This is a genomic window from Embleya sp. NPDC050493, from assembly GCF_044458105.1.
In the GTDB taxonomy this organism is placed as follows: domain Bacteria; phylum Actinomycetota; class Actinomycetes; order Streptomycetales; family Streptomycetaceae; genus Embleya.
In genome coordinates, this window is sequence record NZ_JBITHP010000007.1 from 173,591 (window position 1) to 195,692 (window position 22,102).

At 70.6% G+C, this 22,102-nt stretch carries 21 protein-coding genes and 1 pseudogene; 15 read left to right on the forward strand and 7 right to left on the reverse strand.

Features of this window, described 5'->3' with window-relative positions; genetic code table 11:
• Positions 1–12 precede the first annotated feature (12 nt).
• Positions 13–1,338: an MFS transporter gene (locus tag ACIBM5_RS16700; protein WP_396007520.1), complete on the reverse strand. Its 1,326-nt coding sequence runs from the start codon at positions 1,336–1,338 to the stop codon at positions 13–15.
• Positions 1,339–1,483: 145 nt separating this feature from the next.
• On the opposite strand from ACIBM5_RS16700, the gene ACIBM5_RS16705 reads away from it, so the two are divergent.
• From ACIBM5_RS16705 to ACIBM5_RS16720, 4 genes are all read left to right on the forward strand, one after another.
• Positions 1,484–1,690, forward strand: a complete 207-nt coding sequence (locus ACIBM5_RS16705; protein ID WP_396007521.1) for a hypothetical protein — start codon at positions 1,484–1,486, stop codon at positions 1,688–1,690.
• The gene (locus ACIBM5_RS16710; protein ID WP_396007522.1) at positions 1,677–3,071 is read left to right on the forward strand and encodes an amidase; all 1,395 of its coding nucleotides are present in this window, start codon (positions 1,677–1,679) and stop codon (positions 3,069–3,071) included. The genes ACIBM5_RS16705 and ACIBM5_RS16710 overlap by 14 nt, the downstream gene beginning before the upstream one ends.
• Before the next feature lie 329 nt (positions 3,072–3,400).
• Entirely contained in the window at positions 3,401–4,024 is a 624-nt protein-coding gene (locus tag ACIBM5_RS16715; RefSeq protein ID WP_396007523.1) for a TetR/AcrR family transcriptional regulator, read from the forward strand.
• Between the two features lie 264 nt (positions 4,025–4,288).
• On the forward strand, positions 4,289–4,801 hold the full coding sequence (locus tag ACIBM5_RS16720) for a DinB family protein (protein WP_396007524.1): 513 nt from the start codon (positions 4,289–4,291) through the stop codon (positions 4,799–4,801).
• Positions 4,802–4,961: 160 nt separating this feature from the next.
• On the opposite strand, the gene ACIBM5_RS16725 is transcribed toward ACIBM5_RS16720, so the two are convergent.
• The 3 genes from ACIBM5_RS16725 to ACIBM5_RS16735 all read right to left on the reverse strand — a co-directional run bounded on the left by ACIBM5_RS16725 (position 4,962) and on the right by ACIBM5_RS16735 (position 8,419).
• Positions 4,962–5,192, reverse strand: a complete 231-nt coding sequence (locus ACIBM5_RS16725; protein WP_396007525.1) for a hypothetical protein — start codon at positions 5,190–5,192, stop codon at positions 4,962–4,964.
• Positions 5,193–5,420: 228 nt separating this feature from the next.
• Positions 5,421–7,304: an enoyl-CoA hydratase-related protein gene (locus ACIBM5_RS16730; RefSeq protein ID WP_396007526.1), complete on the reverse strand. Its 1,884-nt coding sequence runs from the start codon at positions 7,302–7,304 to the stop codon at positions 5,421–5,423.
• 224 nt (positions 7,305–7,528) lie between these two features.
• Positions 7,529–8,419: a helix-turn-helix domain-containing protein gene (locus ACIBM5_RS16735; RefSeq protein ID WP_396007527.1), complete on the reverse strand. Its 891-nt coding sequence runs from the start codon at positions 8,417–8,419 to the stop codon at positions 7,529–7,531.
• 162 nt (positions 8,420–8,581) lie between these two features.
• On the opposite strand from ACIBM5_RS16735, the gene ACIBM5_RS16740 reads away from it, so the two are divergent.
• Together ACIBM5_RS16740 and ACIBM5_RS16745 are read left to right on the forward strand one after the other, a co-directional pair.
• Positions 8,582–9,172 (forward strand): non-oxidative hydroxyarylic acid decarboxylases subunit B, encoded by a 591-nt coding sequence (locus ACIBM5_RS16740; protein WP_396007528.1) that lies wholly within the window; start codon positions 8,582–8,584, stop codon positions 9,170–9,172.
• 95 nt (positions 9,173–9,267) lie between these two features.
• Positions 9,268–10,758, forward strand: a complete 1,491-nt coding sequence (locus ACIBM5_RS16745; RefSeq protein ID WP_396007529.1) for a UbiD family decarboxylase — start codon at positions 9,268–9,270, stop codon at positions 10,756–10,758.
• A 747-nt stretch (positions 10,759–11,505) separates the two neighbouring features.
• Here the strand turns inward: ACIBM5_RS16745 and ACIBM5_RS16750 are convergent.
• Positions 11,506–12,195 carry a rhomboid-like protein gene (locus ACIBM5_RS16750; protein WP_396007530.1) on the reverse strand — a complete coding sequence of 230 codons (690 nt, stop codon included), beginning with the start codon at positions 12,193–12,195 and terminating at the stop codon, positions 11,506–11,508.
• Positions 12,196–12,545: 350 nt separating this feature from the next.
• Between ACIBM5_RS16750 and ACIBM5_RS16755 the strand changes: the two genes are divergently transcribed.
• The 6 genes from ACIBM5_RS16755 to ACIBM5_RS16780 all read left to right on the forward strand — a co-directional run bounded on the left by ACIBM5_RS16755 (position 12,546) and on the right by ACIBM5_RS16780 (position 18,762).
• The gene (locus ACIBM5_RS16755; protein WP_396007531.1) at positions 12,546–13,895 is read left to right on the forward strand and encodes a sensor histidine kinase; all 1,350 of its coding nucleotides are present in this window, start codon (positions 12,546–12,548) and stop codon (positions 13,893–13,895) included.
• A complete protein-coding gene (locus ACIBM5_RS16760; protein WP_396007532.1) occupies positions 13,892–14,569 on the forward strand; it encodes a response regulator in 678 nt (225 codons plus the stop codon). Before ACIBM5_RS16755 ends, ACIBM5_RS16760 begins: the two co-directional genes overlap by 4 nt.
• Positions 14,570–15,060: 491 nt before the next feature.
• Entirely contained in the window at positions 15,061–15,285 is a 225-nt protein-coding gene (locus ACIBM5_RS16765; RefSeq protein ID WP_396007533.1) for an aminotransferase class V-fold PLP-dependent enzyme, read from the forward strand.
• Between the two features lie 307 nt (positions 15,286–15,592).
• Positions 15,593–16,993: a protein kinase gene (locus tag ACIBM5_RS16770; RefSeq protein WP_396007676.1), complete on the forward strand. Its 1,401-nt coding sequence runs from the start codon at positions 15,593–15,595 to the stop codon at positions 16,991–16,993.
• A gap of 24 nt (positions 16,994–17,017) precedes the next feature.
• A complete protein-coding gene (locus ACIBM5_RS16775) occupies positions 17,018–17,356 on the forward strand; it encodes a hypothetical protein (protein WP_396007534.1) in 339 nt (112 codons plus the stop codon).
• Positions 17,357–17,424: 68 nt separating this feature from the next.
• A complete protein-coding gene (locus tag ACIBM5_RS16780; RefSeq protein ID WP_396007535.1) occupies positions 17,425–18,762 on the forward strand; it encodes a caspase family protein in 1,338 nt (445 codons plus the stop codon).
• A gap of 149 nt (positions 18,763–18,911) precedes the next feature.
• Here ACIBM5_RS16780 and ACIBM5_RS16785 read toward each other — a convergent pair whose 3' ends face one another.
• On the reverse strand, positions 18,912–19,349 hold the full coding sequence (locus tag ACIBM5_RS16785; protein ID WP_396007536.1) for a MerR family transcriptional regulator: 438 nt from the start codon (positions 19,347–19,349) through the stop codon (positions 18,912–18,914).
• Between the two features lie 23 nt (positions 19,350–19,372).
• Positions 19,373–20,398, reverse strand: a complete 1,026-nt coding sequence (locus tag ACIBM5_RS16790) for an MDR family NADP-dependent oxidoreductase (RefSeq protein ID WP_396007537.1) — start codon at positions 20,396–20,398, stop codon at positions 19,373–19,375.
• A gap of 697 nt (positions 20,399–21,095) precedes the next feature.
• Here ACIBM5_RS16790 and ACIBM5_RS16795 point away from each other — a divergent pair.
• The 3 genes and pseudogenes from ACIBM5_RS16795 to ACIBM5_RS16805 form a co-directional block, all read left to right on the forward strand.
• A pseudogene (locus ACIBM5_RS16795) lies at positions 21,096–21,219 on the forward strand (RHS repeat-associated core domain-containing protein); the annotation flags it as partial.
• Positions 21,220–21,388: 169 nt separating this feature from the next.
• A complete protein-coding gene (locus tag ACIBM5_RS16800) occupies positions 21,389–21,634 on the forward strand; it encodes a hypothetical protein (protein ID WP_396007538.1) in 246 nt (81 codons plus the stop codon).
• Between the two features lie 258 nt (positions 21,635–21,892).
• Positions 21,893–22,039, forward strand: a complete 147-nt coding sequence (locus ACIBM5_RS16805) for a hypothetical protein (RefSeq protein ID WP_396007539.1) — start codon at positions 21,893–21,895, stop codon at positions 22,037–22,039.
• The last annotated feature ends 63 nt before the right edge of the window (positions 22,040–22,102 follow it).

Here is a 22,102-nt window from a genome sequence, read left to right on the forward strand (position 1 = left end):
GGAACTGTTTCCTTACCTGTTGTGGGTCGCGAGGACGCAGGGGACGTGGGTGGCGGTGTCCGCCGGGACGGGTGCGGTGTTCTTCACCATTGGGCCATGGTGCGAGGGGCGGCCGGGTGGTGTCCGGCGGCCGCGCAGTGGCCCGGACAGCGCCGTCACCGCGATCCCGGCAAGTACCGCCACGCAGCCGGCGTAGGCCAGGGCTGCGGTACGCAGCCCGAAGCTCGCCGCGAGGGCGCCGGCCCCGATGGCGGGCAGGCTCATGGCCAGGTAGGCGAGTGCGTGATGGGAGGCGAGGGCGCCGCCCTTCCGGTGTGCCGGAACCGAGCCGATGACCGCGCGCAGCGCACCCTGGGAGACGGCTCCGAAGCCGAACCCCGCCAGCGCCGCCCCGGCGAAGAGCGGAACCGGGTCGGCGAGGTAGAGGGCGCCGAGAGACAGCCCGACCGCCGGTATCACCGCGCAGCTTCCCAGGAGGGCGGAGACATCCGCACGCATCCTGCGTGTGAAGTACACCGTCGGGGCGGCGACGGCCGTCAGGGTGAAGAAGACCATGCCGCCTGCGGACTCGGGTCCGCCGGGGGAGACGAGCCGGGTGAAGGCCGGGCCCAGGGACGAGTAGAAGCCACCGAGCGCCCAGACGGCGACCACGCCGGCACCGTTGAGCAGGAGAGCATGGGCGGCCGCGGGCGGCAGCGCCGGACGAGGCCGCATCGAGCGCAGCGCGCCCGGACGAGGGTGGGCGGTCTCGGACGTCCACGCGAGGGCGGCGGCCTGCGCGACGAACAGGGCGATCAGGGCCACGTACACCGTGATCGTCGGGTCGGGGGCGAAGCGCACCAGGAGGGTGGCTCCCAGGACGCCGGCCGCCATGCCGGTCACCGGAGCGATGCTGTTGGCCAGAGCGGAACGGCCGGGCCGAGCGGAGTTCTCCAGATCGAGAAGAGCCGCGCCTGCGGCGCCGGTGGCCGCGCCGGTGGCGATGCCCTGCAACACGCGGGCACCGATCAGGGTGGTCAGGCCGCCTGCCGTCGCGAACAGGGCCATGGAGGCGACCTGGACCGCGAGCGCGCCCATCAAGACGGGGCGGCGCCCGATGTGATCGGAGAGGCTGCCGGTCGTCAACAGCGCGATCAGCAGAGCCAGGGCGTAGGCGCCGAAGACCACGGTGATGTCGAGGGCGGACAACCGCCACTGCGCCTGGTAGCGGGAGTACAGCGGCGTCGGCGCGCTGGATGCGGCGAGCAGCGTGATCAGGATCGAAGCGTGCAACACGAAGGGCAGACGGCCCGAGGTGGGGGTGCGGGGAGATACGAGGCCCGCGGAGACGCTCTGCATGAGGGTCCTTCCCGAGCTAAAAGCAATCCATTTGCTTTTACCGACCGTATAGCCCTACTGTCGGTTAAAGCAAATGGTTAGCTTTTAGCGTCGGGTCATGGGCCGGTTCCCGCCCCGGCGCACCGCACGGATCCGGAAGGACCCCATGATCAGTGAACTCACTCCCCACGAGGCGGCCCGCGGGGCGCTGCGGGCGGGGCTCCCCCTGGGAGGCGACCGTCACGAAGGGGTGGCAACGACCGCCAACCACATCCACTCCGTCATCATCACGCTGCGCGAACTCGACTTCGGCGACATCCCTCCAGCGGCCTCCTACCGGGCCGGACGGGAGAACGTCGATGCAACCCTTTGAGCTGTCGCTCACCGAAGCCTCCCGAGCCCTGCGCGCCCGCGAGCTGTCCCCCGTCGAACTCGTCGAATCCGTACTGGACCGCATCGACGCGGTGGAAGGACGGCTCGGCGCCTATGTCACCGTCGCCGCCGACGCGGCCCGGGCCGCGGCCGTCCGGGCCGAACGGGAGATCTCCGGAAGCGGACCGCGCAGCCCGCTGCACGGAATCCCCATGGGGCTCAAGGACCTGATCGACGCGAAGGGAATGCCCACCACGGCGAGTTCCGACGTCCGGGCGGGGCATGTGGCGGAACGCGACAGCACGGTGGCCGAACGACTCGCCGCCGCCGGGGCCGTCCTCGTGGGCAAGACGCACACGCACGAGTTCGCCTACGGCCTGACCACGCCGCAGACGAACAACGCCTGGGACCACAGCCGGGTCGCGGGAGGGTCGAGTGGCGGCTCGGCGGTGGCTGTCGCCTCCGGCGGAGCGACCTTCGCCATGGGCACGGACACGGGCGGTTCCATCCGCGTTCCCGCCGCCCTCAACGGCGTGGTCGGCCTCAAACCGACCTACGGCCTCGTCCCACGCTCCGGCGTGACATCACTGTCCTGGTCCCTGGACCACGTGGGCCCACTCACCCGCACCGTCCAGGACGCGGCGCTGGTGCTGTCCGCGACGGCCGGCTACGACCCGCGCGACCCGGCGAGCGTGTCCGGCCCCGCAGCGGACCGCTTCCCAGGCGGAGGTGACCTGCGAGGACTGAAGGTCGGCGTACCGCGCAACCACTACTTCGACCGAGTCGCCCCCGAGGTGGAGGAGGCGGTGCGCCGTGCGATCGAGCGACTGGCGGAGTTCGGTGCGCAACTCGTCGACGTCGAGATCCCGATGGCCCGCTACATCCAGGCCGTGCAGTGGGGGCTGATGGTGCCCGAGGCCACCGCCTACCACGAGCGGTCGCTACGAGCCACGCCCGACCTGTACGCCCCGGACGTCCGCATCCTGCTGGAGGCCGGCGAACTCACATCCGCCGGCGACTACCTCCGCGCCCAGCGGGCCCGCACCATGATGCGCGACGCCTGGGCCCGCATGTTCGACGAAATCGACGTCCTTGCCGCTCCCACGGTGCCGATGACGGCCGCCAGGTCGGATCAGGACGCGGTCGAGTGGGCCGACGGCACGACCGAGGCCGTCTCCGACAGCTACGTCCGCCTCTGCGCCCCTGCCAACATCACCGGCGTACCGGCCCTGACCCTGCCGGTCGGTCACGACCGCGCCGGACTTCCCATCGGTATGCAGCTGATGGCACGGCCCTTCCGCGACGCGACGGTGCTCCGCGTGGGCCGGGTCTACCAGGAGGCGGCGGCCGGTACGGGGCGGCTCGCCCCGGTCGCGACGTGAGACGGCGGACGTCCCGGCCGCCACCGGTGGCACGGACGACCGCCGGCGACCCCGGTGGCCACCGGGGCCGGGACGCGTCGCGCGGCCGGTGAGCCGCACCCCCCGGAAGCTCCGGACGGGGGGACGACCTGGCACCAGAAGGCCGGTCTTCGATCCCGCGCCGAGCACCGGGACGCCCGGCGCCGCCGCCGTCCCGGTGGAACACCCGAATAGAACCACTATGCGAGCGTTTCCTCGGCGTGCCGCTACACGGCACCGGACGCCGCGGAGCCCGAGGCGGGATTGAAGACAGTCCCTGGAAGCAACTGATTCGCATTAGGGTGGATCGCATGAGCCCCAAGCCGATGGCCCGTCCCGGCGGGCGCAGCGCACGTGTGCAGGAGTCCGTCCATGCGGCGGTGCGTGAACTCGTGGGTGAGGTGGGCCGCGATGCGCTGACCGTCCCCATGGTGGCCGCTCGGGCCGGTGTGACCCCCTCCACGATCTACCGCCGTTGGGGCGACCTGCAGGAACTCCTGTCGGACGTCGCGGTCGAACGGCTGCGCCCGGAAACGGATCCGGCCGATCTGGGCAGCCTGCGCGCCGATCTCGACGCCTGGGCGGAGCAGTTCCTCGACGAGATGGCCTCTCCGCCCGGGCGCGCCTACATCAGGGACGCGCTGCTCGGCGACCCGGACGGCGCCAACGCCGGTCAGTGCTCGGCCTACGCCGCCGAGCAGATCGACGCCGTGCTGAACCGTGCGGTACTGCGGAAGGAGCCGGTCCCCGATACGGAGCTGTTGATCGATCGTGTGGTGGCGCCGATCATGTACCGCATCCTCTTCCGTCCCGGCCGGCTGGACGCCGAGTACGCGCGCGCGCTCGTGACGAACGCGCTGCACGGGTCCGAGGGGGGCGGCTCGCGGCGCACGTCGCCCGTTCGCGGTCCGGCTACGGCTTCGGCGGAAACCTGACCAGGTTCGCCGCAGAGGCGTCCCCCCTGGCGGGGTGGTGCGCGCACGACAGCGTTGCCGCGCTTGACGCGGAACTCGATCCAGGCGTGTCGTGGAAGCCCCTTGTGGTGTTGCTGAGGTCGCAGTTCAAGGCGTCGCCCCAGCGACATCACCCATCAAAGGACGAGGGCCCGCCCCGCGGCATCATGCGAAGATCACCAGTAAACGCGGACGAGCCCCTTACCCGGGTGCCCCCTCCCGACCGCCCTGGTAGCGTGCGTCGGCATGTCGGAACTGAAACGGCCTCCGCTCCAAGCGGATGAACGCACCGCGCTCATCGGCTGGTTGGACCTGCAGCGGCAGATCCTGCGTTGGAAATGCGAAGGGCTGAGCGACGAGGACGCGCGCCGCCCGGTCATCCCGACCTCACCGGACATGACGATGGCCGGTCTCATCTCCCACATGCGCTGGACCGAGCACATATGGCTGGAAGTGCTGTTCCTCGGCGGCGACAAGAAGCAGAACCCCGCATTCGACGAGTCAAGCAAGAACGCCGACTGGCACACCGACGCCCGCCCCCTCGCAGAACTCCTTGCGGAGTACGAGGCCCAGTGCACCCGCAGCAACGCGATCACTGCCGCGGCCGACCTGGACGACACAGGCCGCCACCCCGACTTCCGCGACGGCAGCGCCAACCTCCGCTGGATACTGATTCACCTCGTCGAGGAGACCGGGCGACACGCAGGGCACGCGGACATCGTCCGGGAGCTACTCGACGGCACGAAGGGCTACTACTAGCGCAGCTCCGCGAAGTGGGACTTCCCTCGGGAGCCAGGCCAACACGCCGCACGACCCATCCGGGAGAGCCCGTTTCCGGTGCTCTTCGCATGATGCCGCGCGCGGCGAACCCTCGTCTTCGCACTTCGAGACCTCGACCAGCGACATCACGCATCAAACCTCAGTAGCCGCCGGCCGGGTCGGAGGTGAGACGGCGTGCGCTGGTTCGGAAGTCGGGCATCCCGAGGTGCACGGTGGTGTGCCGGGCAGACACGTCGCGCATCGCGGTGAGCTTCTGCTCGGCGGCGGCGAGGCTTGCCTCGATCGCCGCGACCTCATCGAGCTGGCCCTGTTCCTTGGCCTCCCGGAGGCGGTCGACCAGGTTGGCGCGGATCTCCTCCAGCCCGGGCATCTGCTCGGGGTCGGGCCGCAGGACGGGGCAGAGGATGCAGGCTTCTCTGAACTGTCGGTGAATCGGGCCGTGTTCGGGCGACCTCATCCCCAGACGGCGATTTCGACGGTATCCGGCTTGGGGAACGGCATCGTTTCCCAACCCAATGGCCAGTCGCCCTCGCGGTGCAAGGATGAGCGTTCCACGTCCAAGAGGCGGGGGGACCGCACTCCATACGCAAATCCCCATTCAGAGCTTGAAGACGAAGCGGTGGCGCTTGTGCGCGAAGCCTTGGCGGTCCGCGAACATGTCGTAGGCCATGGCCTCGAGTTCTTCGGCCTCGTACGCGGCGACCGGCTTGAGGGCGCCGTCGACGGACAGAGTCTTGCGTTTGGTGTCGATGGTCTGCTCGTGTGTTTCGACTTCCGCCCGGGCCAGCTCGGCCAACCACCCGTCGAAATCGGCTTTCCCGGCGGGGCCGATGCGGTCGAGGAGGCCGATGGCGAGCGCGGTCTGCGCATCGATCGGTCTGCAATCGATGGTGAGCCGTCGGGCCGTCGCTTCGCCGACGCGCCGGGGCAGAGTGTAGGTGTGCAGTTCCGAGCCGCTCAGTCCCATGGTCGCGTAGTGCGGGTTCAACACGATGCCCGGACGGGCGACGACCACGTCGGCCCCCAGAGGAAGCATCACACCGCCCGCGCCCGCGTTGGCCTCGAACGCCGCGACGAGGACCTGTCCGGTGGTGGTGAGGATGGTGCGGCAGACGGCGTTGATGGCCGTGATGTTCAGCCACGCCTCCAACGCCGGTCGATCGGCGGCCTCGATGACGTTGAGATGGATGCCGTTGGAGAAGAACTCGGAACCGCCCCGCAGGACCAGCACCTTGGTGTCCCGGGCCGTTGCCTCGCGCAGCGCCGACAGGAGTCGTTCACACTGGCGTGTGCTCATGGCACCGTTGTAGAAGTCGAATGTGAGGTATCCGATGTCGCCCTCACGGCGGTACTCGATATCGGTGTACGGCGAGCACGTCGCTTCGGGCAGGGCCGCGACGTCCACGCCGTAATCGCCGCGCGCCAGCGTTTGCAGTGCGGGAAGCTTGCAGGCACGGGCCGTGCGTTCGGTCCTGGCGCGCATGTGTCCGATCCATACGCTGGAGTCCCGGGCCGCCACGCGCACGGCTTCGTGGTGCCGTGCCACGATCGTGCCCGGGAGTGCTCCGGCGACCGGGCCGTCCAAGCGCGCGTCGTAGAGGTAGGCGGACCCGGAACCGATGTTCGCGAGCACCCCCGGGAACCCGTCCGCCGCCGCGATCGATCGCACGATGTCCGGCCCCGGTGAGTCCCACCGGAACGCGCGGTCCGTTTGTGACATCGCCGGGCGCAGGCGAGCCGACGGCACCGCCTTCGGGTATCGCTCTGCCGGCACGGGGACGAATGCGGGATCCCCGACCTTCTCGGCGACCTCGAGAACGCATTCGACGGCCGCGTCGGCGACGAGCCCGTTGTAGACGGCCGACTTGCGTGCCGGAGGTTCGCTCATCGGGAACGTGCGCGTCGCCCAGATGGGCCCCGCGTCCATTTCCTCCACGGCCGACAGGGCCGTCACCCCCCAGAGCGGCTCACCGTCGGCGATGGCCCAGTCCAACGAGGAAGGTCCGCGATCGCCGACCGCGCCCGGGTGAATGACGACCGTGGGCCAGGCTCTCCAGACGGACGACGGGATGCGCGTCTTCAAGAACGGGCAGATGACGACTTCGAAATCCGCCGAGGCGACTGCCTGCAGAATGTCCGACTCATCGGCGACCACGGCGAGTCGCACCTTGTGGCCGGCCGCCCGAAGAGCCAGGTCGGCGCGTTGGGTCAGGCCGTTGTTGCCACTGGCGATGAGAAGGATGCGTCGCACGGCGTTTCCGTTCCATGTGTCGGATCGTCGGATCCGAACATTCGTCGAGGCCATGCGCCTGTGAACGCCCATGGCGAGCCTGTGATTCGCCGCCGCGTGCGTCCGGATGGGAATACCTCGGACGGCGGCGGCCCCCGTGAGCAGGGAGGCACCCGCGATTGCCGCAGGTCCCTGCACGGTTAACGCGAACCCCAGGGCCGTGGTCGCGGCCACCACGGCGATCTCGATCAAAAGGACGACGAACCATGGCCTTTACCCCGGGTCGCCGTCCATGCTCTCGGGGCCATGGGCGGGCTCGGTGGCGAAACTGGTCGGCATCGGCATCGGCGTCGGCACCGGCGTTGGCGTCGTCGGCGTGGTTGGCGTGGTGCCGGGATCGTGGTGATGGCAGTGGGTGCGGAGTGGGACGCGAGGTGGTGTTGTCGCGGCCCGGTCGTGGCGAGGTGCTCGTACCGCTACGTCCCGCTGCCGTGGGCGCGGGCCCGGAAGCCGGCCGGGGTCTCGCCCGTGCGATGGCGGAAGAACTTGGTGAAGACCGAAGAGTTCGGGAACCCGAGCCGGTCCCCGATCGCACCGGCGGGCAACTCGGTGTGCAGGAGCAGCCGTTTGGCCTCCAGTACGACGCGGTTGTCGATGAAGGCCTTGGCTCCCAGCCCGACGGCGGCGGTGCTCGCACGGGTCAGGGTGCGGACGCTGTAGCCCAGTCGCGCGGCGTAGTCCTCCACCCGGTGGGTGTGGCCGAAGCCCTCCTCGACGGCGCGTTGGAAGCGGCGGAAGGTCAGGTCCCCCGCGGTCGGGTTGCGCAGGCCGCCCGGTAGGTGGGCCAGCCGCAGTACGAGGACGGCGAGCAGGTGGCGGACGACGTCGACGTGCACCTCCAGCGGGAGGTTTCCCAGCCGGTGGTACTCGCTCGTGAGCATCTCCAGGGTGTCGCGCACCGGCGCCTGGGCCTCGGGTGCGGGGGCGAGCGGAAGCCGCCAGGCCCGTCGGTCGATGTGGGCGGCCGCGACGGTGGCCGCGTCCAGGAAGCCGGCCTGGAAGACGACGACCGTGCCCTGCGCAGCGGGTCCGGATCGGAGCCGGAGCACCTGTCCCGGTCGCACCCACAGCCAGGATCCGCTGTCCACCACACAGTCGGTGAGGTCCACCGCGCACGGCAGTCGACCGGTGCGCACCGTGATCAGCACGTGGAAGGCGGGGCGGACGGGCGCGTACGCCCCCACGCCGTGTCGGCCGATGCGCTCGGTCCAGCCGGGGAGGTCGAAGACCTCCACCCCGGGCGGCCCACCCGGGGTGGAGGGGAAAGGGATTTCCGCAACACCGTCGGTGTGTCCGTTTTTGCCCATGGTGTGTCCGAGACTAGCGCTTCTCGGACACCAGTGACGCCTAGCGTGAGCTGCGGAACGATCGCGAACGGGTTTTCCGGGGGCCGGTCGGACCATGACCGAAATACTCCGGCATCGGTGCGTGGCGCGCCCGGCCGGACCGAACCCAGGGAAGCGAACCGCATGCGACTGATCGTGGGAATGACGGGCGCGACCGGCGCCGTACTCGGCATCCGGCTGCTCGAGTTCCTGGCCGCCGACCCGGACGTGGAGACGCATCTGGTGCTCAGCCGCTGGGCCCGCACCACCATCGAACTGGAGACCGGCCGGTCCGTACGCGAGGTGGCGCAACTGGCGGACGTCGTACACGCCCCCGAGGACCAGGGTGCGAGCATCTCCTCCGGTTCCTTCCGTACCGACGGCATGGTGATCGTGCCCTGCAGCATGAAGACCCTCGCCGGAATCCGCGCCGGTTACTCGGAGGGGCTCGTCGGACGGGCCGCGGACGTGGTGCTCAAGGAGCGCCGGCCGTTGGTGCTGGTGCCGAGGGAGACGCCGCTGAGCGAGATCCATCTGGAGAACATGCTCGCGCTCTCGCGTGCGGGCGCAGCGATCGTGCCGCCGATGCCGGCCTTCTACAACCGCCCCGAGACGGTCGACGACATCGTCGACCACATCGCCTCCCGAGTCCTCGATCAGCTCGGCCGGTCCGCTCCCGCGGCCCGCCGCTGGGCCGGAATGCGGGCCGCGCGCACCGGCACGTCCGCCGCCTGACCCCGCTTTGGCCACCGCAGCGGGAAGCCGGCCCCCGCCGACCGTCGATCCGGTACCGGCGCACCACACACCCGATGAAGAAGGGACCTCTTCCCATGACCCAGCACGGCCCCGCGGTCGACTTCCGCGACTTCGTCGACGAACTCCTCGCCGCCGGGGACGCCGTGGCGATCGACCGCGCCGTCGATCCCCACCTCGAGGTGGGGGCGATCACCCGACGGGCATACGAAACGCGGTCGCCGGCGCCCCTGTTCGGCTCCCTCGTCGGGGCCGCCCCCGGCTTTCGGATCCTCGGCGCGCCGGCCGGGCTCGGCACACCCGGCGCACAGGAGTACGGCAGGCTCGCGGCGCACTTCGGCCTGCCGCGCCAGGCCCGCCCGCGCGACATCCTCGAGAAGCTGGTCGGCGCCATGCACGCGGCGCCGCTCCCGCCGGTCGTGGTCACCGAATCGCCGTGCAAGCAGAACATTCGGACGGGGGACGCGGTCGACCTGGAGGAGTTCCCCGTGCCGTTGCTGCACCAGGAGGACGGCGGACGGTACTTCGGGACGTACGGCTTCCACGTCGTGCGCAGCCCCGACGGCGGGTGGACCAGCTGGTCCGTCGCCCGCACCATGCTGCACGACCGCAACACCCTGGTCGGTCCCGCGATGCCGCAGCAGCACATCGGCATGATCCACGAGATGTGGCGCGCGCGGGGCGAGCACACGCCCTGGGCCATGGTGCTCGGGGCACCGCCCGCCGCCCTGGCCGCCGCCGGCATGCCCCTGCCCGCGCACGTCGACGAGGGTGGCTACGTCGGCGCGCTCACCGGCAGCCCGGTCGAAGTGGTGCGGACCGAGACGAACGGCCTGTACGTACCGGCCAACGCCGAGATCGTGCTGGAGGGATACCTCAGCCGTGACGAGACGGCGCCGGAGGGCCCGATGGGCGAATACCACGGGTACGCGTTTCCGGAGAGCAAGCCGCAGCCGGTCTTCCACGTGGAGGCGGTGACCCACCGCGACGACCCGATTCTGCCGGTCTGCGCCGCCGGCCTGCCGCCGGAGGAGAATCACACCGTCTGGGGCACGATGATCTCCGCCGCGGCCCTGGACCTGCTGCGCTCCGCGGGTCTGCCGGTCGATCTGGCCTGGTGTTCCTACGAGGCGGCCGGTTGCTGGATGGTGGTCTCCGTCGACCTGCGGCGTCTGCGCGAGATGCGCACCACGGAGGCGAAGCTGGTGCGGGCCGTGGCCGACGTCCTGTTCGCCTCGCACGTCGGCTGGCTGGTGCCCAAGGTCGTCCTCGTCGCCGACGACATCGACGTCACCGACATCGACCAGGTCGTCTGGGCCATGGCCACCCGCTACCACCCGGGTACGGGCGAGTACTGCTTCCCCGAGGCCCCCGGCATCCCGATGGTGCCCTATCTGACCCCCGAAGAGATCCGCTCCGGCAGGGGCGGCAAGTCGATCAGCAGCTGCCTCCTCCCGGAACAGTTCCACGGCACCACCCGCGGCACGACGGCATCCTTCCGCGGCTCCTATCCCCGAGAACTGCAACAAACCGTCATCGACAACTGGGCCGACTACGGCTACCGGTGATCCCGGCCGGGTCGACCGGTGCGGTGCCGGCTCGCCCTCCCGGGTCGACGCGGTGTGGTGCCGGCTCGCCCTCCCGGGTCGACGCGGTGTGGTGCCGGCTCGCCCTCCCGGGTCGACGCGGTGTGGTGCCGGCTCGCCCTCCCGGGGCCGTACGGGCCCCGGGATTCGGTGAGTTCCGTACCCGATCGACATCGGCTCCGCGACCTGCGTGCCGCCGACCAAAACGCCGGCTTGATCCTTGCGGGTCCGGGGTTCGCTGCCGGGGCACTCGACGGGCTTTCGCGTACGGCGGCCGCGATCGCGGGCGTGGGCATCGCCGGTGCGGCTCCTGCCGCGTATGGCCGGCTGGTTGGGTGGGGCCACCGACCCGGACGCCATCCTGCGCGAGCTGACGGCGGAGGAGGAACCGCGAGCTCTCGCGGCCGCTCGGTTGCTCGGTCTCGCGACGGGCGCGGCGCCGGCTTCTTCAGCGCCGTCTTGCGGATTCCGGTGATGACCCAACGTCCGTCCCGTTCGGCCAGGTCGATGGTGCGGTGCCGGGTGTAGGGGGTGTGCGGTGCCCCACGCCGCCGCGGGGGAGGTAGGTCTCGTCGGCCGCGGTGAACTCGACGGTGCTGTCCATCTCGGCTCCGGCCGTGGCACGGTCCTGGTGAACGGTGGACCGGTACCACGCGACGGCGTCCTGGCGGGTGGCCGGATGGTTCTCGCCGAACAGGGCTTCGAGCTTGGTGGTGTATCCCTGGGCGGTCAAACTCGTGGCGAATTCGGCTGAGGGCCGCCGTTGTCCCTGCGCGAGCGCATGTGCCGAAGCGGGCCCGCCGCAACGGAGTCGGCGGGGCGGGCACGGCTCCGGAGTGCCAGGGTGCCGCCGAGGAGGGCGCCGGTGAGGCAGGCGGTCAGGTGGCCGATTTCGGTGACGTTCGCGTGGGTGATGCCCTCCGGCCAGGCGAGTGCGTGCCATGCCAGGAGGGTGATCGCCGGGGCACGGGTCAGCCGTCGTCGACCGGTCAGGGCTATCGCCGCCAGGGCCGCGATCACCAGGTAGGACGGGCCGACGTCCGACATGTCGCGGAGGTCGGTCGGGGCGTCGTGGAGGGTGATCCGGGCGGCGAGCAGGCCCTGGCCGACCGCCGTGCCGGCCACGTGTCCCGTGGCCGCGATCAGGGCGGCTCGGCGATTGCCGAAGCGGTCGGTCAGTGCGGTCAGGGCGAGGCCGGTGACGGCGAGGTGCGACCAGCGTTCGGGTTCGAGTACGAATGCCGAGGCGGTCAGTGACTCGATCGGTCGGCCGCGGAGGTTGGTGAGGTTGGTCGAGGCCCAGTCGACCAGTGCGGCGCGGTCTGCCGGCCCGAGTACCCAGGTCTGGACGGCCGTGACCACACTCGCGGCCAACAGGTAGGCGATCGGCAGCAGCAGGGTGCGGGACCACCGGCCCACTGCGCGACGGAGCCGACCGGCGGCCGCCCGCGTCGGCTCGCGGATGGGCGCGGAGGCCGGGGTCACGGCGCGGCATGGGTGATCGGTCGTGACGATCGGGATCACTTCCTTCCGTGTCGGCGGGCGGGTGGCGGAAAGCCGGCGGGGTGGATGGGAAGGCGGTGGGAGGACGGCGCGGGTTCGACCCCTCGAACCTCGCAGTTCGCCGGGCCCGGGCGCGTCCGGCGGGCGACAGACCACGGCGGGTCTGTCGCGCGGGGGATGGCGGGGCCCGGCTACGACCTGAGGACGATGCGAAGGGTGGCCCGGAGACAGAAGTCACGTCCTGCTCGCGCGCGTAGCGTCGATGCGTGAACTCGACGACGCCGCAGGCGTACACCTCGAAGCAGGGTCCGCGTCGCCGGCTGCTCGTGGCCGTGGACGTGGCGATCGCCGGTGCGCTGGGCGTGGTCCTGTCGCTGGGTGTCTCCACGCTGACGTGGCACGGATGCCTGCCGGTGCCGGTGGTGTTCATGACGATCTGGCTCTTCGCGGGAGCATTCGTGCTGCGCCGGTTCGCGCCGCTCGCCGCGATGGTCGCCACGTCCGTGCTGCTGCCACCGCTGATGGCGACACCGTGGTTCCTGGCGGTGTGGATGCTCGCGGTCCTGGTCGCCTACGGGGCACAGGCTCGCTCGCGGCGGGTGGCGGCACTCGTGCTGGGGGGTTCCCTGCTGGGCGAGTTGGTGTCCAGCCTGGTGATGCAGGAGCTTTCGGATCGACCGATGATCGGCTTTCAGATCGTCATCGTGCAGTTCGCCGCGTGGGTCTGCGGGTGGGCGGCGGCCAGAGGCCGCGCGCACAACGAGGGCCTGCGCCGCCAGGCGGAGGAGCGGGCGGCGGCTCAGGTGGCTCGGGCGCGCCGTGCGGTCACCGAGGAACGCCTGGACATCGCGCGCGAGCTGCACGACGTGGTGGCGCACAGCCTGAGCGTCATCGCGGTGCAGTCCGGCGTCGGGAACCATGTCATTCACACCCGGCCGGCCCAGGCCGCCGCCGCGTTGGCGGCGATCGAAGAGGTCAGTCGGTCGGCGCTGGTCGAACTGCGCTCGCTGGTGGGGCTGCTCCGGGACGACGACGCGGCGGAGTATTCGCCCGGCGCGCTGGCCGACCTGGAGGGGCTGCTCGCGCGCAGCGCCCAGGCCGGGGTACGCGTCGACGCCACGGTGAGCGGTGGCCTCGATGAACTGCCGCACGGGCTGGACCGGGCGGCGTACCGGATCGTCCAGGAGGCGCTGACCAACGTGGCCAAACACGCGGGGACCGACCGGGCCCGGTTGACGGTGTCGGTCGAGGACGCCGGGATCGGGATCGAGGTCGTCGACGACGGCCTACGGCGGGTGGAGTCGAGGCAGGCCGAGCGGGCGTCGGTGGCGTCGGCTGCTTCCCATGGGCCGGCGACCTCGAAGGGGACGGCTGCCACGACAGCGGCGACCGCCCCGAACGGCTCGGCGATCGCCGGGAGTTCGGCCGGAGAGTGGCATCATCCGTCCGGCCACGGGCTGATCGGCATGCGTGAACGGGCCGCCCTATACGGTGGTCGGGTGAGCGTCGGGCCACGTGCCGAGGGCGGCTTCCGGGTCACGGCGTGGTTGCCGTTGCCGGGGGAACAGCCCGTTTACGCAGGCACGTTCGGCACGAGTGAGACGGGGGCGGCGTGACGATTCGGGTGTTCGTCGCCGACGACGAGAGTCTGGTGCGCGCGGGATTCGGCGTACTGATCGACTCCGACCCGGAGTTGACCGTGGTCGGTGAGGCGGGCAACGGGCGCGAGGCGGTGCGGCTGATTCGGGAGAGCCGTCCCGACGTGGTGTTGATGGATGTCCGGATGCCGCTGCTCGACGGCATCGAGGCGACCCGCGAGGTGATGGCCGACGGCGGTCCCCCCGGGCCCCGGGTGCTGATCCTGACCACGTTCGGGCTGGACGAGTACGCGTTCGGCGCGTTGCGCGCGGGCGCGAGCGGATTCCTGCTCAAGGACACCCGCCCGGCCGAACTGCTGGCCGCGATCCGGGTGATCGCCGCCGGCGAGGCGCTGTTGGCGCCGCCGGTGACGCGGCGGCTGATCGAGGAGTTCGTCAGCCGCCCCGCCGTCCGGCGGCAACCGCTCGCGAGCCTGGAGAGTGTCACCGACCGCGAGCGCGAGGTGCTGTACCTGATCGCCACCGGCCTCTCCAATGCCGAGATCGCCGCGCGGTTGTTCCTCGCCGTCGGCACGGTCAAGACGCACGTCAGCCGACTGCTGACCAAGCTGGGTGCGCGGGATCGGGCCCAACTGGTCATCGCCGCCTACGAGAACGGGCTGACGGGCGGTTCGGCGACGACTCCGGCGTGAGCGCACGGCGGTGGGGGACGCGTCGGGCCCGGTGCGGCGGACGTGCGGTGCGCGGTTTCCCGATTGGCGTCGACGCCGGCCGGCGCGCAGGGCACCCGGATGGAGCGACCGCGACGCGGTGGGCGGGCCGGCGGTCGTGAATCGGGATGTATGGCATCCCGATCATGCGGCTGGGCGACGGGCCGAGTGGGGGTTGCACCGCTGTCTGGTGCCGGCCTGGCTCGAAGACGAGGGGCCGGTGTCGACCGCGACGCCGGCGCCTGGTTCGAACTGCCGCCCGCCTACCTCAAGAAGCACGGCGAGGAGTCCGGTCGTCGGCACACCATCATCCCGGCAAGCGAGCACAGGGCCCTCATCGAGCCGTTGGAGCTTCTGCGGTCGCGCGGCTTCGAGGTCATTTTCCTGTCGCCGGGCACGAACGGCCGCGTCGAAGTGGAGGCGGTCCGCGAGCGGCTGCGGCGCCGGACCCGCTGCCGGTGTCATTGATGCACGTGAACGACGAGACCGGAACGGTGCAGCCGATCCCGGACTTGCCCCGGATCCTGCGGGAGACGCCCACGTTCCTGCACGCCGAGGCGGTGCAGGGATTCGGGAAGCTTCCGGGGGACCTCCCCGCCCCGATCGATTTGATCAGTGTCAGCGGTCACAAGATCGGCGCTCCCAAAGGGGTGGCGCGTTGCCGATGCGTCGCCGCGATGGGGATCGGATCCCGCTGACGCCCTTGATGTTCGCGGAGGGCAGGAGCGCAAGCTGCGTCCGGGGACCCTCCCGGTGCCGTTGATCATGGGTCTGGCGAAGGCCGAGGAGGTCTTCCGCGAGGGGCACGCGGTGTGGCGTGCGCTCCTGGTGCGGCCCGATTTCGTTCCTCTAAACGGGTCTCGATGGCTGAACCGGTCCCGATGGCTATGCGGGTCTCGGCTACACAGGCCTCGACGGCGTTGGCCGGAGGCGGCCAATAGCCGTCTTTTGCTTGCCGGTTGATGCCGCGGTGGTCCAGGCTTGATACAGCGTTCGGGGGTGGGAATGCGCACAGTCGCCGGTCGGTACCGGTTGGAGACACGAATCGGTTCGGGCGCCGCCGGGAGCGTATGGGCGGGCCGCGACACAATGCTGGACCGCGAGGTCGCGGTCAAGATCGTACGGGTCGTGGACGGCATCGACGACCTGCGCGACAGCCGCGCACGGTCGGAGTATCGCTTCGCGGCGCGACTCGAACACCCCAACATCGTGCGGATGCTCGACATATTCCAGACGGACGGCGAACTGTTCCTCGTCATGGAACTGCTGGACGGCGAGTCGCTCGACCACGTCCTGCTTCGACGCCGTCTCGACATCGGCCAGAGCTGCGCGGTCGGCGTGGCGCTGGGCACCGCCCTCGACGTCGCACACCGGGCCGGCATCGTGCACCGTGACGTCAAGCCGAGCAACGTCGTCCTCTGCCGCAGCGGCAGGGTGGTACTCCTGGACTTCGGCATCGCCGTGGACTCCGTGGTCGCACGCAACCGCACCGCCACCGGCCACGTGATCGGCACCCCCCTGTACATGGCGCCGGAGACGATCGCCGGGTACGACATCGGCGCCGGCATGGATGTCTACGCGCTCGGCTGCATCGTGTACCGCATGCTGAGGGGGCGCCTGCCCGAGGAGTTCGACGGACGCAACGTCGCCCGCGTCCTGATGGCCAAGGTCTCCCAGGACATCGCTCCGCTGACTCCCGCGGACGTTCCGGGCATCCCGCAGGCGCTCGTGAGGTTGGTGGGCCGGATGCTGGAGCGCGACCCGACCCGGCGTCCGTCCGCGAGCGCATGCGCGTCCGCCCTCGCCGAGTGGTCCGACGAAATCCCGCTTCGGGGTCTGCTCGTGGACATCGAACACACCACGCCGATCCCGGCGGGCGAACCCTCCTCCGTCGACCGCACGTCCTCCACGCCACGCACCTTCCTGGAGACGACAGGTCTGACCGTAACGGGCGTCAACAATCGGTCCGTCGGCGATCTGGGGGCCGTCGAGAGACCTTGGTGGGCCACACCCGGGCTCAGTCACGCACTACTCGACGAGGCCGGGCACGCGGAGGCGGGTGCGTCGCCGCACTCCACCTCACGGCTTCCTCGACAACCTTCCGTGGAGCGCATCGACAGTCGCTTCCACGAAGCGGTCGCCCTGGCGAAGCGGGGCGAGCTGTTGCCCGCCCTGCGGTTGCAAGAGGACATCGCCGAGCTGCGTGCCACACTCCTGGGCGCCGACCATCCCCTGACACTGGCCAGCCGCTTCTGGGTGGCGTGGTGCGTGGGCGCCCTCGGGGAACACGACCGCGCCGGTGCGCTGTTGCGCCGCGTCGCCGAACAGACGGAAACGAGTGCACTGACCGAAGCCACACGCACCGCGGTATCCGGGTCCCGTACCCGACGGGAGCCCGGACTCTGACCTTGCCGGATGGGGGAACATCGGATGCACCTTGAGATCATCGTCGACCACTCGGACCGGGAGGGCGAACTCCGCGCTCTGTACGCGTGGTTGCTGGCCGACGAGCGGCTCGCGACGACGGGTCCCGAGCTGGCCTCGTCGCGGCCGATCGGGGACGGCGAGATGGGGTCGGGTCTGGACCTCATCCAGCTCGGCATCGACGGGGGCCTCGGGATCGCCAACCTGGCGCTCGCCGTTGCGACCTGGCGCAGAAGCAGGGTCGAACCGCCGTCCGTGGAACTCAGGTGCGGCGAGGTGTCCGTCTTCCTGCGGGGCGCCGACGACGACGACGTCCGGCGCATCATCGCCGTCCTGGACGAATGACACGCCGGAGGAAGCCCACCGGGAACCCGTAACCATCCGGCGTTCACGACAAGGACGGGGAGAACCGGGTGCAGCAACCCCCCGACCCCGCGGCGTCCCGCGCGGTCCTGATCGGCACCGCCGGGTACGCCAACCTGCCCGAACTCACGGCGGTGACCCGGAACCTGGTCGCGATGCGCACGATGCTGTGCGACGCGGAACTGTGGGGACTGGCGGATGCTTCGTGCCGGATCATCGCGGACCCCGAGAAGCCGGCCGACATCGTCGACGGGGTGAGCGAGGCGGCGCGCGAGGCAAAGGACACCCTCGTGGTGTATTACGCGGGCCACGGACTCCTGGACGCCGACAACATCGATCTCCACCTCGCGCTGCGGCATTCGCGGGAGTTCCGCGGGTACACGGCCCTGTCCTACCACTACGTCCGTCAAGTCGTGATGCGCAGCCCCGCGAGGCGCCGGATCGTCATCCTCGACTGCTGCTACAGCGGCCGAGCGACACACACGTTGATGGGCGGCGCGACCGGCAACGACCTCGCCCAGCACGCGGTCATCGAAGGCACGTACGTCCTGACGTCGTCATCCCGCGACTCCGTCTCCCTCTCACCCGCCGGAGAGGTACACACCGCGTTCACCGGCGAGTTGCTCTCGATCGTGCACGACGGAATCCCCGACGGGCCGGACCTGATCGACCTCGAAACCCTCTACACACACCTCGACCGCCGACTGCGTGCCCGCAACCGTCCCCCTCCGCAGCGGTGCAATCACAACACCGCAGGCCTGTTGCCGCTGGTGTGGAACCGAGCCCGCCGGGCGCCCCGGAAGAACGCGATGTCGGCGGCGGACGTGGCCGCGCGCGCATGGGACGTCGGCATGCGTCTGGCCGATGTGTTGCGCGCGACCGGTCACAATCGCGAGGCCGCCGAGATCCTGACTCTCCTGTGGGACGCCCGGGACACCGACAAGCCACCCGACGATCTCCAGCTGCACCTGCACCTGTCGCAGCTGTTCAACGAACTCGGCCAAGTCGACGAGGCCGCGGAGGTTCTCCGGGAGGCCTACGTGAACCTCGACGAGAGTCACCCCCGCGACGTGCTCGCTCGGGTGTCGTTGGCCTTTGCCAGGCTCATACGCGAGCGCGGCGACTACGCGAAGGCATGCGACGTGCTGGAGTCGGCCGTCGAATCACTCGGCGACGCGCCGCCGGCAACGACCCGGGCACCCACCGCGGATGCGGGGTATCCGGGCGTCGGCGTGCATCCCGAGGTGGAGGAGACCGCGAGGCTTCGACCGCCCGCCGTCCCGAAATCGACCGACGTCCCACGTCTCCGGATGTGTGGGGCGTGCGGAGCCCCGGACTCGGGAAAACCGTTCTGCGCATCCTGCGGGACCGCGCGGGACAACGGGTGACCCCACTGCCGGCGACGGTGGCCTCGTACCGGTCAGACGCGCGGGTCGACGAGTACGGCGCGCTCGCCCGTCGGCGGGTGGGCATCATTCGCCGCCTTGGACCGGGCACCGGTTCAGGGCGATCCCCGGCACGAGCCCTACGGGCGCGGCTAAGTGTCCCGCAGGGCTCGTGCCGGGATGCTCCGCGGGGAACGCTTTGCGGCGCGGGCGAGGCGATCGCGCAGGCGGGTCAGCCGGTCGATCTCCGCGTCGAGCGCGGCAAGTCTGCGCTCGACCGTCAACGACGCGGCGGACTCCGCGCCGGGGAGTCCGTCGGGAGCGGCGCCTGCCGCGTCCGCGTCCCCACAGCGCGGCGCCGTGTCGTCCGCCAGCAGGTCCAGGCGAGACGCGAAGCCGCGCACGTCCTGCACCGTGAGCCCGAGCCGCAGCAGGTCCCGCACGACGCGGACGCGGGCGACGTCGGCGGCCTCGTACTCGCGCTGCCCCGACGCGCTGCGGGCGGGCGCGGGAAGCAGGCCGCGCTGCTCGTAGAAGCGCAGCGCCCTGGGCGTCGTACCGGCCGCCGCGGCCGCGTCCCCGATCCTCATGTCCCACCCGTCTCGTCCTCGGGTTACGGCTCCACCACGACCGTGCCGAAGTGCCGCCCTTCCAGTAGTTCCTGCAACGCCGCCGGCGCGCGGTCGATGCCCCGCACGCGAACGTAGGGGAAGCGGATCCGGCCGTCCCGCAACCAGACGCCGAACCGCTCCTCCCACTCGGCGGGCACGTCCGGGTGGTCGGCGCCGCGGTATCCGCGCACCGAGACCCCTCGGACGACGAGCCGATACGTGTCGATCTCCGCCGGCGCGCTGCCGCCCGCCCGGTCCGCGGACAGCTGCCCGGACAGCGCACCGAGCAGCGCGAAACGTGCGCCGGGACGGGCTGCGGCGACCGCGGCCGTCAGCTGCTCGCCGCCGACGGTGTCGACGACGACGTCCACTCCCTCGGGCGCCGCCTTCGCGAGCTGCTCGCCGATCGAAGCCGCCCCGCGCACCACGACCGCGTCGTAGCCGAACTCCGCCCGCAGCCGCTCCGCCTTCACCACCGAACCGGTGCTGCCGATCACGCGACCCGCGCCCGACAGCCGGGCGATCTGCCCGGCCAACACCCCCGTCGCTCCCGCCGCGCCGGTGACGAAGACGGTTTCGCCGTCGCGCACGGGAGCCAGCCGCGTGAGCGCACCGTATGCCGCCGACCCCGTCGACAGGTGCGCCACCGGGTCCGGGAGCCTGTCGCCCGCGACGGCGTATCCATCCGCGGGCAGCAACGCGAACTCCCGCCAGCCCGACAGGTGGACGACGGTCTCACCCGGTCGTGCCGACGCCCCCTCGCCCGCCGCGACGACCTCGCCGACCGCCGGGCCGAACAGCGTGTCGCCCGCGCGCAGCGGCGGCAGGGGAACGCCGTCGGTCTCGTCACCCATGAGGGTCCGCAGCCCCGGGAAGACGAGGAAGTATCGGTTCCTGACCAGGATTTCCCCGGGGCCGGGCTCCGCGACCGGCACCTCGACGACCTGGAGGTCGGCGGCCGTCGGCAGCCCCGTTGGGCGTACGGCGAGGCGGACCGCACGCGTGGTGCGGGGCAGGGATGTACTCATCGCAACTCCTCGACTTGCCGTCGTTCGATGCCGCGCCACGGCCGCTCCGCCGTGACGCCGTGGCGACGCTAAACCCTGACGTGCGGGTCAGAGGCAAGCCCGTGCGGTCGGCCCCGCGAACGCGGGATGTTCCCTCCGGTCGCGGCATGCCGAACTCGGCCGGAATGTCGGCCCCCAGAGGGGATGTACCTACGAGTCCAACGTCTGCGGCTCGCCGCACGACCGCCCCCGGGTGGTTGGTTCGTCGTGGTCCATCCGGCCGCCGGTCGCAGCGGAGCCGTGCCCGGATGAGGGCTGCCCGTGGGCGCCTCGAACAGGACAAACAATCACCTCCCGGAACTGGGCCGGACGCAGGTCGACTGCCGTGGCAGTTTCCGGGGCCTTGACGATGACGCTGCTTGCGGGTTCGCGATCGGGTCCTCGGCGACGCTGAAACTGTTCAACTTCCACTCCCGTTCCATACCGGCAACACCGCCGCGTCGCAGCTGGTGCCATCTACCTCACCGCGTCCGGCCGGCAGATCAACACGGCACAACCCGGCGGCCGCATCACGACCGATGCCTCCGCCTACGGCGGCACCACCAACGCCGAACGTCTCGAATTCGGCGGCGACTTCTGCCACGGCTGCGAAGGCATTGCCGCCGTCATCGGCGGTGTGGAAACGGGATTCGTCCGCGAACCCTCGGGCAGCCTGTAGAAGATGAGCGCTCGCTACGACCCCACTCTGGGCCGTTTCACCCAGCCCGACCCCAGCGGCCAGGAAACCGACCCCTACCGCCCACACGGCCGGCGATCCGATCAACCACGTCGATCCCACCGGGCCGGGCCTGAAGTCATGGGTGAAGAAGGGCTCGAAGATCTTCAGCAAGGCAGGTGCCGGATGCTACGTATTCCGCGCCGTGAGGGACACGGACAACCCGTGGGGCGACGAAGCCAACGATCTCAACCAATGCTTCGACCCGTACGCCGGCTACGTGGAGTGAAACAGAGATGCCCGACTCCCACAACAAGTCAGATCTGCTCGCACTGTCGGTCGTGATCTCCTTCGGGGTCACGGTCGTCCTCAACCTGGCGGAAGCGATCTGGGATCCTTCCGGCGCCGCCTGGCCCCTTCTGCGCCAGGTGTCCGCCGCCGTCTTCACCGTGCTGCTCATCGCCTACGTTGTCCATTGCGTCCGCCACCGGAGGTCGGCAACGTCCGGCGGCGGGCCGGGTGACACGGACAGAGCCAACTGAACGCATCACAAATATGGTGACCCTCGGAGTCCGGTCTTCACCCGTGCTCGAGAGGCGACCGGCACCGCAGCCCAGCGTCCGCCGTGTGTCTCCGCATCGCAACGAGGCGGAGACACACGACGGACCCGCCACGGGCCTGCGCCCACACGTCGCCACGCCTGTCTCTGCGAGGCGGGGGTCGTTCCCGGCACCGCATGGCCCCGCGTCCCGGGGCATGCCCTCGGTCCAGACTTTCGGCAACCGGACTCAGGGGGGTCGGTGGACGCTTCGACCGATGACCCAAGCGGGAACGTGCTCGCCGGCAGTATCGGCGGACCCGAGTGGATCGTGATGGCGTTCATGATCGTGTGTGTGATGGCCGCGATTGCGATCCCGTTGCACGTGAAGCGCCGCCGACGGAACTGACGGGTCTGCCCGTGGGCTTTCCGAGTTTGCACGCGCACGCTCTCTCCCGGCAGGACGATGCAT